Here is an 18,229-nt window from a genome sequence, read left to right as displayed (position 1 = left end):
TATCGAGCGGGTTGATTTTGATAACTATGGTTACAATATAACATCTCTTTTTTGGCTGAGAAGGGGAACTTTTCTTCAAGGGCTATATTCAATGGGATGCTTCCACCGGTACGCCCCGTCGGCTAAGGTGCGCGGCTGTGTTTCCTCTTTTTGCAAAAAGGCCCGGCATGACCGCGACAAGCAACGACCCTCTCCACGGCGTGACCCTGCAGCACGTCCTCACCACCCTGGTGGAACACTACGAATGGGAAGGGCTGGCCGCGCGCATTGATATCCGTTGCTTCAAGAGTGACCCGAGCATCAAGTCGAGCCTCACGTTTCTGCGCAAGACGCCTTGGGCCCGGGAAAAAGTCGAAGGGTTGTACGTGAAGCTGATGCGCACCAAACGCCCTAGGGACTGAGCCCATGAAGCGGTTTGTGGCAGCGGCGGTGCTGGCCGGTTGGGTGGGGCTGGCGATCCAGCAATACCTGATCTTCTATTCGCGCTGGTCCAGCGGCGCGAGCCTGCTGGGCGGGCTGATCAACTTTTTCAGTTTCTTCACCGTGCTCACCAACACCCTGGTGGCCGTGGTGCTCAGCTATGCCTTGATGAATAGAGACTCAGCCGCGCGACGGTTTTTCCTGGCGCCTGCGATCAGCAGTGGCATCGCTGTGAGCATCGTGGTGGTGGGCCTGGCTTACAACCTGCTGTTGCGGCATTTGTGGCAGCCAGAAGGTTTTCAATTTATCGCCGATGAGTTGCTGCACGATGTGATGCCCGTGCTGTTTTGCATCTACTGGTGGCAGTGTGTGCCCAAAGGCAGCTTGCGCCTGAGGCATATCGGCGCGTGGGTGATCTACCCGCTGGTGTACTTCGCCTATGTGCTGCTGCGCGGGCATTTGCTCGGGCAGTATCAGTACCCGTTCATCGATGTCGACAGCCTGGGTTATCCACAAGTATTCGTGAATGCCGGGGGGATTCTGGCGGGTTTTGTGGTGATTGCAGTGGCGGTGGTGGGGTTGGACAGGTTGTTGAAAACACCTTCGAGCTGATGTGGGACCCGACAAGCCAGCTCCCACATCGGGTTCTAATGTGCCGGCGATATCACTCTTCTTCACTGCCTTCGGCGCGCCAGTAACCCACGGCCTTGAGATAGTCCTCATTGACCTTGTGAGTGTCGAGCAGTACACGCCGTACCTGGCGCGACAGCCTGGTCTCGGTGGCCACGAAGCTGTACAGCGAGCCGCTCGGCAGGGTCAGCTTCTGCACGGTCTCCAGCAAATCATCCTGGCCGCGGATTACCCAGATCACCTCGACATCGGCAGCGCTGTTCAGCACCTGCCGTTCTGCAGCGTTGGCGATCTCGATCACCGTTAGCACCGTGCGGCCTGCCGGCAGTTCTTCCAGGCGTCGCGCGATAGCCGGCAGGGCGGTTTCATCGCCGATCAGCAGGTAGCTATCGAAGATATCCGGCACGATCATCGAGCCCCGTGGCCCGCCGATGTACAGGTGCTGGCCGACTTGCACCTGTTCGGCCCAGGTGGAGGCGGGGCCATCGCCGTGCAGCACGAAGTCGATGTCCAGCTCGCCGACGCTCAGGTCGAAGCGCCGAGGCGTGTAGTCGCGCATGGCAGGTTGCGGGCCGTCGCCCTTGATGGTGAAAGTCGGGCTTTCCAGGGCCGCCTGTTCCTCGGCGTTCTGCGGGAACAGCAGCTTGATGTGATCGTCACTGCCCAGGCTGACAAAGCCCGCCAGTTCAGGCCCGCCCAGGGTGATGCGACGCATGCGCGGGGTGATGTCGACAACGCGCAGCACGTCGAGGCGGCGCCGTTTGATTTCGTGGGTCACGCGGTGGATGACTTGCGTATTCATGAGTCTTTCCCGTCTGCGATGGATTGAGCGGTGCGATTGAGCAGCGCCGCGACACGAACGATTTCTTCCGGGCTCCAGCGCCCGTGGTGTGAGTGCAAGGCATGGCGCAGGTTGTGCACCGCCTCGTGAATTTCCGGCGGACGATCCTGGCCGCGCAATGAACGCTTACTCACATCGATGCGCATGCGCACGCCATCCAGGGCAACCGCTTGCTCACTCAAGAAGAGACGACCGGCGTCGGTGATTGTGTAGCGTTTTTTTCCGCCGTCGGCATCGCCGACGATCAAGTCGCTTTCTTCCAGAAAGGTCAGCGTGGGGTAGATCACGCCGGGGCTGGGGGTGTAGGCGCCGTCGAACAGGCCTTCGATCCGGCGAATCAGGTCGTAGCCATGGCAGGGCTGTTCGGCGATCAGTGCCGGCAGCAGCAGCTTCAGGTCGCCGGGTGCGAACACTCGGGGGCCGCGTCCGCCGCGTTCGCGACCGGCGCGCGGGTCGAAACCGTCGCGGGCGTGAGAATGGTCTCTCATGGTCATAGGCTCCAGGTCATATTTAGATATAACTTAAGATATATCTTTATTCGCCGGCAAGCACCTCTGACAAACGGTCAGCAGCTTGGACTTTCCGGGCAACGGGAATAAATAAAGGACATTTGTCATCCCGGGCAGGGGCGAGATATCGGCAGCCTCGACTACCGCGTGTGGGATTCGCACGTCTAATTGTTTAACGCAGCAGGGTGAGCCGCGCAGGGTAGCGTTGGGGTTTTCGAAAGAGCATCCCCATGACGATTGACGAGTCCTCCCGGCCTTCATTGCAGCCCTTGCAAACCCAGCGCCTCGAAGCCCTGTTTCGTGTGTTGCCCACCCTGCGTGGTGTGGCTCAGATCAGCGCCCAGGCGTACCTGGACCGGCACTTTGCCGAGCGCCGATTGGCGGCCAGGTTGATCAGCATCCGCAAACCGGATGAAGCATCGCGTCAACATCTGGCTGACTGGCTGCTGAAACGGCTGGCGACGGCGGCGCCGGTGCAATTGGTGGACGGCTACCACAGTGCTGCGCAATGGGCGCGGGAGGTGTATCTGCCCGTCGCACTGAGCCTGGCGGAGCTGGAAGCGCTGATCAACCAGTGCGGTGCCCGCTTGTTGAAGGACTTCGCTGAGCACTTGCAAGCCTACTGGCGCGAAGTGGGCGTGGATAATGTCAGCCGCTGGGGCCATGTGTCCCGTGAGCTGCGTGCGCTGTTGCCCGCCGATCAGCCTAGCCAATGGTTGGCGGCACCCGTGCCTGGCGATCCGTTCGACGCTCTGTCCGCCAGCTTTCTGGCCGATCAATTGCGCGCCATTGCCGAGATCGATTGTCGGGTGCCTCGTACGGCCTCGGACTACCAGGCGATGCTGGATTACATCCTCGACCCCCGGCGCTGGTTTGCCAGCCCGCTATCGCCCGTGCAGGCGACCTTGCAGGCCGAGTTGCCCGTGTGGCTGGCCCATGCCGGCGTCGAGGACAGCCTTGCCTATGCACGCCTGCTTCAGACTCTTGCCCGACAGGCGACGAACACTGGGCATTTCCTCGACGGCATCGGCTCGATCCGCGAGTTTGCCGAGGCGCGTTTAACGGCCTGCCTGAAGGATTACCCGTTCAAACCCAGTGAGGTCCAGTTGCATTTCGAACGGGTTATCGCCGCCGCTGTCCCGGTGCCGGGTGGTTTTATCGCGGGGCAGGTCGAGCCGATCACCGTTAACCTGATCGACCTGGCGCTGGAGAACCTCAGCGGGTTTCCGTTCGAGCCCAAGGCCATCTTGGTCAATGGACAACTGGCACCTGCCGGTGTCACCTACGCGCAGCTCAAGACCTGCGTCACCAACGCGGATGTAGGCCAGGCTTACCCGGCGCTGTTGAAAAGCAAGTTGCTGGACGATCCCGCCGAGGCCGCGCGGCGCGGGCGGTTGTTCAGCGAGCAACTGCGCATCCAGCTGCCGATGCTGGCGCTGGAAATGAAAATAAAAGGGCTCAACGGACTGACCGAGGTCGGTGTTCAACGGGCTCAGGCGATGACGCTGTGGCCCCTGGCATTCCAGGCGGCGCCTGCGGCCAAGGCCGATACCGTGGCGGCGATGTTTGTCCTCGGGCCTGTGGACAGCGATGCCGGTCCCCATCTGCTGTACCGCCCGTTGTTCAGCCCGACGCTGCAAGAGTTTCCCTCCCTCGACGCCTTGTTCGATGCCATCAAGACGCCGGGTGAGCTGCACGACCAGGTGCTCGCCTGGCTCGCGCCGGCACGCCAGGCGGTCTATGCCAATGGCGGCTTCCAGAGCCCGCACATCCGCCGTTTTCTGCAGGGTGATGAGTTCACCCGCTATGAACCGCCGGCGCCGGCGCGGCTCAGCAAGCAGCTCGCGACCGAGGCGCCGGAACATCAGGTGTTCATCGCTACCGCCAACGCGTTGATCACGCTGGCCGACCGGCAATCGGTGAGCAATGCCGAGCGGCGTTGGGCCACCTTGAAGCAGGGTGGCTGGCTGTTGCTGGGCGTGCTCCTGCCTTATCTGCGCGGACCATCGCTGCTGGGTGGCTGGCTGGTGCAGGTGATGAGCAGCGCACAAACCGCCGTAGGTCAGGATGAGCCCGCTGCGTTCATGGATCTGCTGGTCAACCTGGCGACGGTGCTGGCGCATCAGGCCAGCCCTCTGGAGCCAGCTCGCTTGGCGCGTGAGCCTGCGCTGCGGGACTTCACTCCCATTCGCTGGGCCAATGCCCGTGACCAACTGACCCCGGACCTGTTTGCGCGTATTCAGCGCCTGGTGCTGCCCACGCCCTTTGGCCCACTGCCGATTGCCGAAAGCAGCGGTCGCTGGCAGGGCTTGTTCCATGCCGGCGACCGTTGGCTGGCGCAAGTGCGTGGCGAGTGGTTCCGTGTGCGCATCGAACATGACCGGGCCCGTGTGATCAGCGCCGATGGCGCCACCCCAGGGCCCTGGCTCAAACGCCAGGGGCAGGGTCGTTGGGACTTCGATTTGCAACTGCGCCTGGCAGGCGGCGGTGATACCGCGCCGGACCCCGCTCTACAAGTCACACGTCGGCAAGCCCTTGAGCAAGCCTATCGACAGGCCGGCGTCGACCGCGCCCGAGCGAGCGTGGCCATGGAAGTGGCGCGCAACCTGGCTCATCAACCGGCTGAGCGCATCAATGAACAGCAGCGCGCCCAGGTCCAGGCCCGGTATATAAAACAAGCGCAGGAAACGCTGGATTTTTCACTGCTGGAGTTGCAGGCGCTCAAGCAACTGCGTGAGCTGGGCCCGCGTCCGCGCTATGAGGAGGATCTGTGCCGGGCGCTGGAAAGTGTCATCCTGACCACGCGCCTGCTGGACAGCCATGCCCGCACGCAGACGCTGGCGATCAATCAACGCATCCGGCCCTTGTTCGACACCTTGAGTGGCACGGAAGGTGGAGGTCCTCTTGACCCGCAGGCCCATGCCACGCTGGGGCAGGGCATGCGTGAACTGGCGGCTATCCATGAGCAGGCGATCCACTGGCGCATTCTGGAGCAACGCCACCTGAAGGCCTTGGAGCAGGTACCCAAATACGGGCGCGACAAAGCGCGGGCACTGAATGCCGACCTGCCGGCCCGCCCCTCTATTTTCGACCTGCAAAGCCTGCAACTGAGCACCCTGTGGGGCATCGCCATCGATGTTCCAGGGCCGCCCCTGGACGATGATTTTTTCGCCAGCATGAACCTCACGGTCAATCGTGCACGTTGGGCCAGCCGCTCCCAGGCAGAGCTGGAAAACCTGCCCGTCGAAGCGTCCGAACGCATGGAAGTGCTGGACAGTATTGACCATGTGTACGCGCAGACCGACGACCAGATCGAGTTCTGGCGCGCCATGGCGCCGGAAAAATTCGATCTGGCTTACCTGGACAAGCTGCAACATCTGCTGGCCGGTTTGCACCAGCAGGTGGAAAAGCAACTGACCGTCCTGTTGCAGCCGGAACACGAAGGGGCTGTGGAGGTGGCCGCACAGCCTTCGCGTCGTAAAAAAATCATTCGTACACGCCAGCGCGATTTATGGGTGGTTCAGTCGGCGCCGAGTGGTGAGCAAGGCGCTGAGCGAGCCAGTGTGCATGACGCCGACGGCCAATTGATAGGCACCTTTACGCAAGACGAAGACGGGGTGTGGGACCTGGTACACAGCTCGCCGTCGCCCGTGGCCGATGCCGAACTGGGCCGCTTGTTGAAAAAGGGCAAAGCGTTGCTGACCGGGGTCGATAAGGCCATCGCCAACATTGAGGCCATGGTCGGCAAGGCCAACGACCCGGCCTCCTTGCAGGAATTGCTCGACGCTCAGGCTCGCACTCGCCAGTGGGTCGCCGACAGCCTGGGCCGCAAGCTCGCCAGCATTGAGGTGGGTCGCCTGGCGAGCGTGCAACTGGCCAATGCCCGGGCCGTGCGCAGCCAATTGAATGCGGCCGTGGCCCGCTTGCAGGCAGCCGGTCTGGAGGCACGGGTGCGTGCGACGCTGGCGCGGGCGGTCAGTCAGGAGGATGTGGCTTTTCTGCACAGCCAGCACGCCGTCCGCATCATTCGCCAGGGAGCGCGGGTAGCCCTCAAAGGGCGACGCGATGACTTCCTGCAGGCGTATCGGGTGGAAGATGCACACACCGGCAAGGCTGTGTGTTTCGCGCATTTTCACTACGCGCGCAGCCAGGGGCCGGACGATCACTTCACCGCCGCCCACCTCAAGAGCCCCGAGCAAGAACGCCTGGGGCGCCAGGCTCAAGCGCAAGTGGAGGCCGCGGCGTTCGAGCGCATGCGCCAGGGCCAGACCGGACGGGTGCGGCAAACCCTGGAGATTCGCCGCGCGCAGATTCAGCTACCGCTGGCCCGACGCCTGTTTTTCAGCGCTGAGGAGTGACGGCGGCAGGCACTGGGTGTAGGCGCCGGGTTGCAGGTAGGGCATCAGGATCGGTGCCATGCCCTTGAGTACCTGCACCGGCAATGCCGAAGTAAAGGTGAAGTGCTCGGCGGACTGGCCGGGCACGAAGGCGGTCAGCGTGCCGAAGTGATGTTCACCCAGGTAAAACACAAAGGTCGCAGTGCGGTTGATCGACTTGGAACTGATGATCCGGCCGCCTGCGCCAATGGCCTCGATACGGTTGTCACCCGTGCCGGTCTTGCCGCCCATCGCCAGCGGTGTGCCGTCTTCCAGCTTGAAGCTGCCCGCCACGCGCTTGGCCGTCCCGGCGTCCACGACTTGGGACAGCGCGCCGCGCAAGGCCCTGGCCACTTCCACCGGAATCACCTGTTTACCAGGCGCCGGGTCGTTCACTACCTGGGTCTCGTAGGGTGTGCCGACGGCAAAGTGCAGCGTGTCGATGCGCAGCACTTTGGGGCGCACGCCATCGTTGAGGATGATCCCCATCAGTTCCGCGAGGGCGGCGGGGCGGTCGCCGGAACTGCCGATGGCGGTCGCCAGCGACGGCACCAGATGGTCGAAGGGATAGCCCACGGCTTTCCAGCGCTGGTGAATGTCCAGAAACGCCTCGATCTCCAGCATGGTGCGGATGCGACTGTCCCGCGCACGCTGATGTCGACTCTTGAACAGCCAGCTGTAGACCTCTTGGCGTTCGAACTGGCTGGCCTTGACCACGTCGCTGAAGGTTGCGTCGGGATGGTTGAGCAGGTAACCCATCAGCCACAGGTCCAGGGGATGGACCTTGGCGATGTAGCCCTGGTCCGGCAGGTCGTAGGTACCGGGGCCGTAGTCCTTGTAGAGTTTGTCCAGGCGCTCGTCGGTGAGTTTGATCGGGCTTTTCACTCCGGTCATGTGGGAGCGCACGAACAGGTTGAAGCTCTCCTGGCTGGCGCTGGGCAGCAGGTAGCGGTGCACGGCTGCCAGGCGAATCGGCGTGGGCCGCAGGCTGTCGAGAAAGGTATCGAGCCTCGCCTGGGTGTCCTTCTTCTGGTATTTGCGCCAGAACTTGCGCAGGAACGTGGTGCCTTCGCGGTCGGCAAAACCGGCGAGGTATTCCTGGCGGCGCGGGTCGTTGTCGTCCTTGAGCAACTCGGCGCTGTTGTTCTCGCCGGAGTAGGTCACGTAGCGCACCAGATCACGCATCAGGCGAATGAAGGGCAGGTTGATCGACTCGCGCAGGGCGTCCCGCAGGGTCGGGTTGCGCCCGTTGTCCTGGCTGCGGAAGTTGTGGAAGGTATGCAGACCGCCGCCGGTGAAAAAGCGTTCGCCGGGGCTCGCCGAATAGGTGCGGTCGAGGGCGGCGTCGAGCATTTTTTCCAGGGATTTGTCCGGTGTCTGGATCAGGTAGTCGAGGGCCCAGCGGCTCAGGCGGTCCTGGTCATCCACGCTGATTTTTTTCAGTTCAGCCGGGCTTTTTGCCGCGTATTTGTCGTGCAGCTCGCTGATGATTTGCAGGTAGGTAGTGAGTACCCGCAGTTTCGCGGTGGAGCCCAGTTCCAGCTTGCTGCCTTCGTTGATATCGAAGGGCTGGTCGGTGTTGTCGGTTTGCACACGTACCCGTGAGCCGTCGGGTGTCAGCTCGAACAGGGTGAAGCTGTAGCGCACTTGCGCGGTGCTGGCCGGGGTGAGCAGGCGTTCGCCGAGCAGGCCGATCTGGCGCGCGTACTCGGGGTCGGCAAGGTGCTTGAGGTAGGCACTGACCTGGCCCTGCAACTGGGCTTGCAACGTGCTGGTGGCGGACAGGTCGAGGCGATCCAGGTCGTAGAGGGGCCGGTCGAGCAGGGCAGCCAGGCGGCTGCGGGCCACGCTGATGCCTTTGTTGGTTTCGATCGGCTGGATCGTCGGTTGCTGCGCCCAGTCGCGGTAGGTGACGGTACTGGCTAGCGCAACCTTGAGCAGGGCCGGTTGAATCACGCCGTTCTGGGCCAGCAGGCGCAAGTGACTGTCGGTGAGTTGTGCCAGTTCTTCGCGGCCCTTGGCCAGGTAATGGGAAGGGCGGCGCTGGGCGATGATCAGCGACAGCACCTGGCGCAACGCCAGGCCTTGTTCGGCATTCACCGGGCCGGCCAGCGCCTGGTTGACCTGGTTGAAATCGGCGCCGTACCACACGCGCAACCCCTCGGCCATGCCATGCACTTCGCCGTGCCCGGGCACAGCCGACAGCGGCACGCTGTTGAGGTAGTCACGCAGAATATTCTGCCGCGCCGCCAGGGTTTCGGGCCCGTCGTGGTAGGCGCGCACGGCGGCGGAAAACATCTGCCGCAGCTTTTCACTGCCGGAGAGCGTGAGGCCATCGGGCGAGTGACGGTATTTTTCCAGCTGGGTCGCCAGGGTGCTCCCGCCGGCACTCTGGCCGGGCAGGTGCAGCAGCTTGGCGACTTGCGACCAGGCCGCCTTGGCGAAGCGCGGCCAGTCCACGGCGGGATTGGCCTGGGGTTGGGCGGGGTCGAGCAGGTCGCGGTTTTCGATGAACAGCAGACTGTTGACGACCAGTGGCGGGATCGCGGCGAAGCTTGAGTACAACTGTTGCGGATAGTTGTACTGGTACAGCGGCACCGCCCGGCAATCGGTGATCGACAACCCGGCCTGGATCTTTTCCGCATAGGGCACGAACAGGCCTTTGGCGCTGTAGTCCATCAACGCGGGGGAAAAGCGCGACTGGGCTTCGATCACGTAGCCGCGCTTGAGCAGGCGTGGCAGGAACGTGTCGAGGTCGCTGTAGCCCAGGCGCCGGTCGAACGGGCCGGCGCCGGGATAAGCGATCGCGTCACTGGGGCCGGGTTCGATCCGGTAAGTGAGGTCGCGGGCCAGACGGCTCAGTTCCTGGGCTTGCAGGTGCGAGGTGCGCATCTCTTTGGCGGCGGCAAAACCCAGGGCAATCAGGGCCATCAGCACGATGAGCCAAAACAGCCGACGGCCATAACGGGGCCCGGGTTTATTTTGGGGTGACGGCGCTGGGTCCGAACTGCCTTGTACTTTCGCAGCCTTGGTCGAGTCGGTTTGCCACAGTGCGCCCATAGTCGATTGATCCCTACACGCAGATTGATCGGACTTGCTTGAAGCGTAGTCGCTGGGAACGCTCTGTGAGGGAAATGTATGGATGGCGTCAGAAACCCCGAACGGCAGGTAGTCCGTTGCCTGGCGTGACGTTTTGTCGCGCCGGGCAGGACAAATGCTCCTGTAAGGTGCGATTTCTGCACGTTCTTTACCTGAATTGTCCTGTCTTTATAGTGAAAGAGCCTGCTCCGGGCTTTTTATACTGCTCGCCCCGCTGATCTTGCCCGGCAAGAAGGCGCCGTCCATGAGGCGGCGCAGGTTTCGGCAAGGGCCCGGGCTTACCGGCCTGTTCCCTGGAAACTCGACGGACAATCCAATAACAAAATGAGGTTGTACCCTATGCCAGTCGGCAACCCACTGCCCCATGGCGAGACCGCTCAAGGCGGCCCGCTCAAACGCGAACTCGGTGAACGGCACATTCGCCTCATGGCCCTCGGCGCCTGCATCGGTGTCGGGCTGTTCCTCGGCTCGGCCAAGGCCATTGAAATGGCCGGCCCGGCCATCATGCTCTCCTACATCATTGGCGGCCTGGCGATCCTGGTGATCATGCGCGCCCTCGGTGAGATGGCGGTGCACAACCCGGTAGCGGGGTCGTTCAGCCGTTACGCCCAGGATTACCTCGGCCCGTTGGCGGGCTTTCTCACCGGTTGGAACTACTGGTTCCTGTGGCTGGTGACGTGCATCGCCGAGATCACCGCCGTGGCGGTTTACATGGGGGTGTGGTTCCCCGATACACCTCGCTGGATCTGGGCCCTGGCCGCGCTGGTCAGCATGGGCACCATCAACCTCATCGCGGTAAAAGCCTTTGGCGAATTCGAATTCTGGTTTGCCCTGATCAAGATCGTCACCATCATTGCGATGGTCATCGGCGGTGTCGGCATCATCGCGTTCGGCTTCGGCAATGACGGCGTGGCGCTGGGCATTTCCAACCTGTGGACCCACGGCGGCTTCATGCCCAATGGGGTGCAGGGGGTGTTGATGTCCCTGCAGATGGTGATGTTCGCGTACCTGGGTGTGGAAATGATCGGTCTGACTGCCGGTGAAGCGCGCAACCCGCACAAGACCATCCCGAGCGCAATCGGCTCGGTGTTCTGGCGCATCCTGCTGTTCTACGTCGGTGCGCTGTTCGTGATCCTGTCGATCTATCCGTGGAATGAAATCGGCACCCAGGGCAGCCCGTTCGTGATGACCTTCGAGCGACTGGGCATCAAGACCGCCGCCGGTATCATCAACTTCGTGGTGATCACGGCGGCGCTGTCGTCGTGCAACGGCGGCATCTTCAGCACCGGGCGCATGCTCTACAGCCTGGCGCAGAACGGTCAGGCACCGGCCACCTTCGGCACCACCTCACGCAACGGAGTGCCACGCAAGGCACTGTTGTTGTCGATCTTCGCCTTGCTGCTGGGCGTGTTGCTCAACTACCTGGTGCCGGACCAGGTGTTCGTCTGGGTAACGTCCATCGCCACCTTCGGTGCGATCTGGACCTGGCTGATGATCCTGCTGGCCCAGCTCAAATTCCGCAGAGGCTTGAGCCCGGCCGAACAGGCCGGTCTCAAGTACCGCATGTGGCTGTACCCGGTCAGCTCGTACCTGGCACTGGCATTCCTGGTGCTGGTGGTGGGGTTGATGGCGTACTTCCCGGACACCCGCGTAGCGCTCTACGTGGGGCCGGCATTTCTGGTGTTGCTGACGGTGCTCTTCTACGTCTTCAAGCTGCAACCCGCCAGCGCCGAGCGCGGCTCCCCGCAATCGGTCTGACCCTCAATTGGCCCGTTGCGCACCGCTGCGGGCCGCACGGGTCAGCTGATCGATCAGGCGGTTGCGTTCGGCTTCCTGTTCTTCCTTGATCGACTGGCGCCGCTCCTGGTAATCCATGGAGCGGACGTCGGGAATCTCTTGCTTCAGTGCTTCAAGTTTGCGGCGGGTCACTTCCTCGATGGTGGTGAAGGGTTCCGGGATGCTGCGTGCCAGGTAGTTGATCCAGAAGCCTTCCATCAGCACAGCGTTCGCTGCGCCATTGGTCGATCTCACTGCTGCCATTGCAGTGGTAATGCGGGCCAGGTCCTGCTGAGTGAGGTCGTTGCCCGGTGCGTAAAGCCGCTCCTCATGCTGCAACGGCAGCCTGTAGTTCACTCGGAAATGCAGCCGCAGGTACAGTTTGACCTCGACATCATCGGGCTCTTGCCCTTCAGGTCCGCGCGCATTGCGCAAGGCCGTCAGATGGTCATCGGCCAAGTTGTCCAGTGTGCGTAGATAAAACAGACCTTCGGCCAATTCCAGCAGATCACGGTTGGCCTGGTTGGAATTGGGGCGTTCCATGGCCTGGTGCTGCCTGTGCAGGATTTCCATGTTGCTCAACGCCAGAATGGCGCCATCGCCGCACGTGCCTGCGAGGTACGTATTGAGGAAAATCTGTTCGCGCAACGCGTGGGATTCAGCCATGCCGTGCAGCACGCGCCAGACCCTGGACACCAGCGCCGGCCGTCGCGGCAGGCTTCTATAGTCGTGGGCCTGGGTCAGATCCCGCAAGACCCGGAAGACATCGTCCGGGCTCGCCCCCTCATGCCGTTGGAGTTGCTCCCAGACGACTCTGCGTTGCCCATGATCGGCAGGCGGCACACCGGCCAGCCACGGCGTGAAATCATCCGCCGACGGCTGCACATGCAAGGTACCGGGCATCGCCCCGCCAAGCAGTATGCGGGTGCGCTGATGGTACTCGGTCAGTCGTTGCAGGGTCGGGGCATCCAGGGGGTTGTCATGCAGGATCGTGCCGCGATTTGTCCTTTGCATGGCCGTGTTGGTGAACAATACCTCCGGCACCGTGGTAATACGGTTTTCCTGCAACAGCAGGCTGTGCAGTTGGGTGAGATGTTCGGCACCGATGGGCCATTGGCTGATGCCCGTGTTTTGCAGATTCAGGTTGAGCAAGTAGTGCATGGCCGAAACGTCGGGCGTCAGTCCCAGCGGGTTGCCGTCAAGATTCAGAATTTCCAGGCGTGTCAGGCCGGCCAGGCGCTGGCGGGATTCATTTGTCAGCACAATCTGGTTGTCACTCAGATCCAGGTGTTCCAATTGCACCATGTCGGTGAGGCTGTTCGGCAGGTCGGTGAGCATGCAATCGAGCCGTAGCGACTTGAGACCGGCGAATTTGCTCAAGAAGGCGTTACCGGTAGGAGGAAAACCGTCGCTGGAAATCTTCAGGTAGTCGATGTGTTCGAAGCCCCTGGTGCCGAGGATGAAGTCGGGATCAGGCAGGGTATTGGCGTCCAGTTGCAATTCCAGAGTGTGAGCGTTGAACAGCCCTCCGGCGATCATTTGCTGCGTTTCCCTGCGCCAGGCGCGAAGAATCTGCTGCCCTGCATACCTGCGTCGTGCGAGGTTCATGCCCAGTGGGTCATCGTCATCCAGGGGGGAGTGGTCGGATGCCCATTTCTCCAGCCCGAATTCTAGGCTCGCGTACTCTGCCTTGCGTCGGTCCAGCTCCAGCACGAGTTGCGCGTCGTTCATGCCCAACGAGTCGATAAAGTCATTGGCCGCGGCGCGATTCATCCTTGGATAGAGTTCGCGCACCCTGGCCACGATGTCCGCCGGCTGGTTGCCGCCGAATGGCCATAGATTGCTCAGACTGAACGGGTAAGCGGTGAATGTGCTGTGTATCGGTACCGGTGGTTGCAGCCAATAAGGAATATGCGGCAAGCCCAGCAAGCCCTTGATGGCCACGCGCTGGTTGAAGGCTAGGTCGGCGATCGCGTTACGCAGCGGTGTGGTGTCGCCACTGTCGTCCAGGCCCAGGGCGTGGCGCTCGTTGTCGTCCAATCCATGCCAGAGGGCGGTGAGCAGATCGGTACTCTCGGCCACCGGCTTGCCCCCGGTGTCGTAGGCCTGGTAGCGCCCGTCTGTCTGCGCGAGGACCTTGCGCACAGTGCCGCTCAGGTGCCCGGCACTTTCCAGCAACGGGCCGCCGGCGTCGTCTCGATGAATATCGATGCGCAGCTGGTCGGGCCAGCCGGGCACATGCTTGAGCAGGTGCAGCATGATTTTTTCGCTGTCCGGGTTGTTCAGTGTGGTCAGATACAAACCTTCGAAGGCGCGGTTCAAGCGCAGGTCGTGGCTCGTCAGCCTGGCCTGTTCTTCAAGGCGCAACGGAATTGGCCCCCCCTCGTTCAGTTGCTTGAGTTCTTTGGTGGTCGCATGTTCGATCAGGGCCTTGATGGCGCTGCTGGGCATCTGTGGATAGTGATTGCGCAAGCGGCCTTCCACGCCATTCCCGTTGGGTTCGCTTTGGGCGTACAGCATTTCGAAGAGTTGTCCGCGCTCGCGGTGCGCGTACTCGGCGATTTTCTTTGCCAGTTTGAACAAGCGCTGCTCCTGGCCTTCGGGCAATTCGCCGAGCAGGGCACGGGTCAGCATATCGTCGCTCACCAGGCGAAGCAGGGGTTCCAGGCTGCGGCTCTGCTCGCGTGACATGCGGATTTTCTGTGGTGCGTGGGCGTTGGCCGCAGGGTAATGGGTGATGGTTCGACCGGCCTCGTCATGCACTTCCAGAACATGGCTTTTTGGCCATTGGGGCAACGCGCACACCAGCAGTAATTGCAGCGATGGCCGTGCTCTGCCTGCTGCCGAGTAGTGGGTCATGGTTTTGATGAAGTGCAGGATCTGTCGCTCGATGGCAAAGCGTTTGCTGCTGTCCTTGAGCAACGGGGGCGGCGGCAGGCCGGCGCAGTGCACTTCGCGCAAGGCGCGGGCCGGTGTGTCGGTGACCTTGACAATGCGTTCGGCGGTCGATGAGTCAACATTGAAGTCGGCACCGCCCAAGCGTGAGAACAGGTGATGGTCGTCCCATTTCAACGGATTTTCGCTTTCCAGGCGCCAGGCACCGTGGCGATTGTGTTCAAGAAGCGGTGTCTCGACGCCAACCTTGTTCGGATGCTTGAGCCGCCACTTGCGTACGTGCAGATCATGGATCACGGGATAAAACGAACCGTAAAGCGGCATTAATTGACCGCCTTGCCAGTCATACAAACCTTCGGAATTGGGCTGCAAATCAACGGGCAGTACCGGATTCTGCTGATATTGGCGCAACGAATCATCGAGCAGCTTGACCAGCCCAGCAGGGGTGCGGCGTTCACTCATCAGGTCCGCCAGGGTCTGGCGCAAGCCCCGGGTGTCGCGGGGCGAGGTCATGCCCAGCAACCTGCGCTCATGGGGTTGCAGCACCGAGTCGATGGCCAGGTAAAAACTGTTAACGTCGGGCGATACCGGAATAGGCCCGCCATTGCGCATGTCGTAGGCTTCATAGCGCCCGTTACCGTAATGCAACAGTTCGACGGTGGTGTCCTCGGGCCCGGTGTTGCGGTAGCGATTTTGCGCGTTGCCATCGACGAATTCGGTAACGACGAAGTGACGATCCAGGCGCTCCAGCAGCAGGCCGGTGGCGAGTTCCCGAGCCCACCGGTCGGCGGCGTGGCTGAACGCGCGTGGGTAGTACAGCTCGTCGAGTATGGCGTCGATGTGCAAGGCGGTGCGGTAGTGCTCCAAATGTTCACGTACGTCGACCTGCAACGGTTCTCCCTTGAGATAGGCGTTTTGCTGTGCCGGGCTCAATGGTTTTTTTTCCAGCAACTGCTCAAGGCTGGCCAGGCTCAATGGCGGGAATTGCGCGTGCAGCTTGTTCAGCAACGGTGTCACACCCTCGGACGCCGCCTTGACGGGCACGAATACCCGTGCCGGATCGTCGGCGGGCACTTGGGCCCGGGCCTGGCCGGCGTAGCGGGTCAGAGCCTGGAACAATGCAATCCGCTCCTTGTTTGCCAACCCGCTGATTTGCAGGCGCAGGCGGGCGATACGCTGGGCTTCGGTGAGACCGGGGCTGCCTTCCTTGCCCAGGGTCGACGTCGCGGGCTGCTGACGGAGGATCAGCTCGAACAGTGCGTCCTGGGTGGCCACCGTGGTGTCCGGCGCGTCGAGCGCGATGTAGGTGCCATCGTCCTTGCGTTTGAGGTTGATCGCTCGCGCGGCGTCGATGTTGGCCGCATGGCTTTCGATCAAATGACCTCTCTGGTCATGCACATGGATGATCGACTCGGCGGGCCAGCCGGGCAGTTGCGTGAGCAAGCTGAGCACAGCGCTGTCGGCATGGGCCGGCATCGTGCCGCTGCGGTGAAAACGGCTGCTCAGTTGCTCGATGACCCGGTCGACCTGCACGCGCCGGCTGGCTTCGATCAGGTTGACCGGTGGTGCCTCTCCCGCCCAGATACGATCCAGCGTTGCGCGGGACACGCCGGTGCTGCGCAGCAGGTTTCGCATGTGTTCCTCGGACACGGGCGCATCATCGTGGGGAAACATTTGAGCGAGCAGTTGGGCATCGGAAAGCTGGCCGGCGCCGTGCAGGTCCAGTCTCCAGGTTTGCAGCGCGGGATTTAAAACCACCGGCGCAGCAAAGCCGTTGCCATTTTTGTGTTTGAGCACGAAACCGGCGGAGGTTGGATTTGCCGTGACTTCGGCCACAACCTGTACGGCGTCTTGCTGCACACGCACATATTGCCTGCCGTCGATCTGATACAAACCCTGGGCGTCAGGCTCCTTGCCCGCGAGCAGGTTCTGGTTGGCGACCGCATAAGGGGCGAGCTGCGGTTTCCAGAGTTCGAACGTTCCGTCGCTGCGCGGCACCTTGCGGGGATCGCCGAGGCGTTGCAGCAGGTTTTCCATGCGCTGGCGGTGCACGCGCCCTGCGGTAGAAATCAACAGACCATTGATTGCCAGGTCCGCCACGTCAGACATGGCGGCTGCGAAATCACCGGCCCGGCCTTTGGTCGCCTCATTGACACCGATGATCAGGCTGTAGGCCAGATTGCCGAACACCACCCCCTGCATCAGCCGGTTCAAACCGGTGACGCCACCGGGCATGGGGGTCATCAACAGCTCCATGACCTCACCGGCAATGGCCGCCGCACCGTCGATGAGCCCCTGCAAGTCACGCTCCGAGCGTTGGGTGGCGAGCATGCCCAGGTTGGCCTGATAGTGCTGGATATGACGAAGGCTGAGCGCTTGCACCAGCGTCATTGCACGCGCCGGCTTGGGGTCGTTGACGAAGCGGACATGTTCCAGGGTTCGCTCGGAGAACAAGGTATGAAACGAGTCGTAGAGAAAACCCGCAAAGCCGGTCGGGCCCGATGGTCGCGGTTCGTCGTGCAGCAAGTCTTTGAATTGATTGATCTCGGTGATCGGTAGCTGTCGCGAGAACCACTCCAGGTCGCCTTGTTGATGGCTGTTCTTGAGGTCGGCATGGAATTGCGCGCCGGCGCTTCGGGCGTCGGGGTGATAGCGCAAGGCTCCGCCCGGGCGAAACGGGAAATAGGCGATCACGCCCAGGCTGCCCACACGAATCAACAGCAAGGGCACCTGGATGCGGGTACCGGAGGGGGTAAACGGCACGGCCGGCAGCAGCGTGAGATCCAGATTCATGCTCAGCATGTCGAAAGGCAGCGGCGCTCCCGTGTCTTCGATCGTGGTCACCAGCGCTTCATACAGGGCTTGCGTGACGCCACTGCTATCACGGTTGCGGTAGGCCTCCAGTGCTTCATACCGCAGGTGAGCGCGGGTGCTGGTTTCGATCAAACCGTGCAGCTTGCCGCCAGCGCCCAAGGTTGCGGCCAAATCGACCTGCAGTTTTCCACCCAGGTCCAGTTCGCGACAGATGCTGATGAATTGGCTGACACTCAGTTGCTTTTCGTCCACACCGGTGAGGTAGGAGGCGTCGACGTAGCTGTGGCCGGAGCGTTGGGGATTACCGGTGCCGAAATCGAAGTTCAGGCAAGCGGCCTCCCACAGCGAAAACCTGGAAATATGAGTGCGGTATCGCGACTCGTCCAGGGCACGCTCGGGGCGCGGCGACTGCGGTGTCTCGTCGACGGCTCTGCTGCGCCGCTCCCAGGGCAGTGGGACGTCGATTTTTTCCAGGTAGCGGGTGTTGATAAAGATGGCTTCCGGGTCGAGGCCGCCCAGTTTGCTGCGCAACAGTGCCAGGCCGTTGTGCTTGAACGCCTGGATCAGGCGTGCATTTTCCGTTTCGAGTGCCTTGAGTGCGGCAGTCGCTTCCCGTTGCAGACGCACGTAGTCGCGCTGCTGGACGAGGGTCAGACTATTCAGCGACTGCGCCAGCGTTTGACGCAGCAGTTCCAGGGCCTGTTGCCGGCCCCAGGGTTCGCTGGACTGCAATTGGCCGGACGGGCTATTGAGAGGGTGATCGGGCATGAGCCATTTCCTTACACAGTGAGACGTGGAAGGAAATGGGAACATCCGCCCGCCTGTGGCGAGGGCTACCTATATAACGTGCGTCGACTCGTGGCGCTGTT

General features: G+C 62.0%; 8 protein-coding genes. 4 read left to right on the top strand and 4 right to left on the bottom strand.

The annotated features are described in order from the left end of the window. Nucleotides 1–167: 167 nt before the first annotated feature. Nucleotides 168–401, top strand: a complete 234-nt coding sequence (locus ACW9IN_RS06480; RefSeq protein ID WP_457365101.1) for a VF530 family protein — start codon at nucleotides 168–170, stop codon at nucleotides 399–401. Between the two features lie 4 nt (nucleotides 402–405). Beyond that, entirely contained in the window at nucleotides 406–1,032 is a 627-nt protein-coding gene (locus ACW9IN_RS06475) for a Pr6Pr family membrane protein (protein WP_457365100.1), read from the top strand. Between the two features lie 52 nt (nucleotides 1,033–1,084). On the opposite strand, the gene ACW9IN_RS06470 is transcribed toward ACW9IN_RS06475, so the two are convergent. Together ACW9IN_RS06470 and ACW9IN_RS06465 are read right to left on the bottom strand one after the other, a co-directional pair. Then, nucleotides 1,085–1,852, bottom strand: coding sequence for a siderophore-interacting protein (locus ACW9IN_RS06470; protein WP_457365099.1), 768 nt, complete (start codon nucleotides 1,850–1,852; stop codon nucleotides 1,085–1,087). Beyond that, nucleotides 1,849–2,379, bottom strand: coding sequence for a PadR family transcriptional regulator (locus ACW9IN_RS06465; protein ID WP_457365098.1), 531 nt, complete (start codon nucleotides 2,377–2,379; stop codon nucleotides 1,849–1,851). The genes ACW9IN_RS06470 and ACW9IN_RS06465 overlap by 4 nt, the downstream gene beginning before the upstream one ends. A gap of 251 nt (nucleotides 2,380–2,630) precedes the next feature. On the opposite strand from ACW9IN_RS06465, the gene ACW9IN_RS06460 reads away from it, so the two are divergent. After that, the gene (locus tag ACW9IN_RS06460) at nucleotides 2,631–6,758 is read left to right on the top strand and encodes a hypothetical protein (protein ID WP_457365097.1); all 4,128 of its coding nucleotides are present in this window, start codon (nucleotides 2,631–2,633) and stop codon (nucleotides 6,756–6,758) included. Here the strand turns inward: ACW9IN_RS06460 and ACW9IN_RS06455 are convergent. Continuing rightward, nucleotides 6,717–9,836 (bottom strand): transglycosylase domain-containing protein, encoded by a 3,120-nt coding sequence (locus ACW9IN_RS06455; protein WP_457365096.1) that lies wholly within the window; start codon nucleotides 9,834–9,836, stop codon nucleotides 6,717–6,719. The two genes, ACW9IN_RS06460 and ACW9IN_RS06455, sit on opposite strands and share 42 nt — an antisense overlap. Nucleotides 9,837–10,214: 378 nt before the next feature. Between ACW9IN_RS06455 and ACW9IN_RS06450 the strand changes: the two genes are divergently transcribed. Continuing rightward, a complete protein-coding gene (locus ACW9IN_RS06450; RefSeq protein ID WP_457365095.1) occupies nucleotides 10,215–11,633 on the top strand; it encodes an amino acid permease in 1,419 nt (472 codons plus the stop codon). 3 nt (nucleotides 11,634–11,636) lie between these two features. On the opposite strand, the gene ACW9IN_RS06445 is transcribed toward ACW9IN_RS06450, so the two are convergent. After that, nucleotides 11,637–18,128 (bottom strand): NEL-type E3 ubiquitin ligase domain-containing protein, encoded by a 6,492-nt coding sequence (locus ACW9IN_RS06445; RefSeq protein WP_457365094.1) that lies wholly within the window; start codon nucleotides 18,126–18,128, stop codon nucleotides 11,637–11,639. Between the last annotated feature and the right edge of the window lie 101 nt (nucleotides 18,129–18,229).

This window comes from Pseudomonas sp. SDO5271_S396 (genome assembly GCF_054071795.1).
This window is presented reverse-complemented; position numbering and strand designations above follow the sequence as displayed.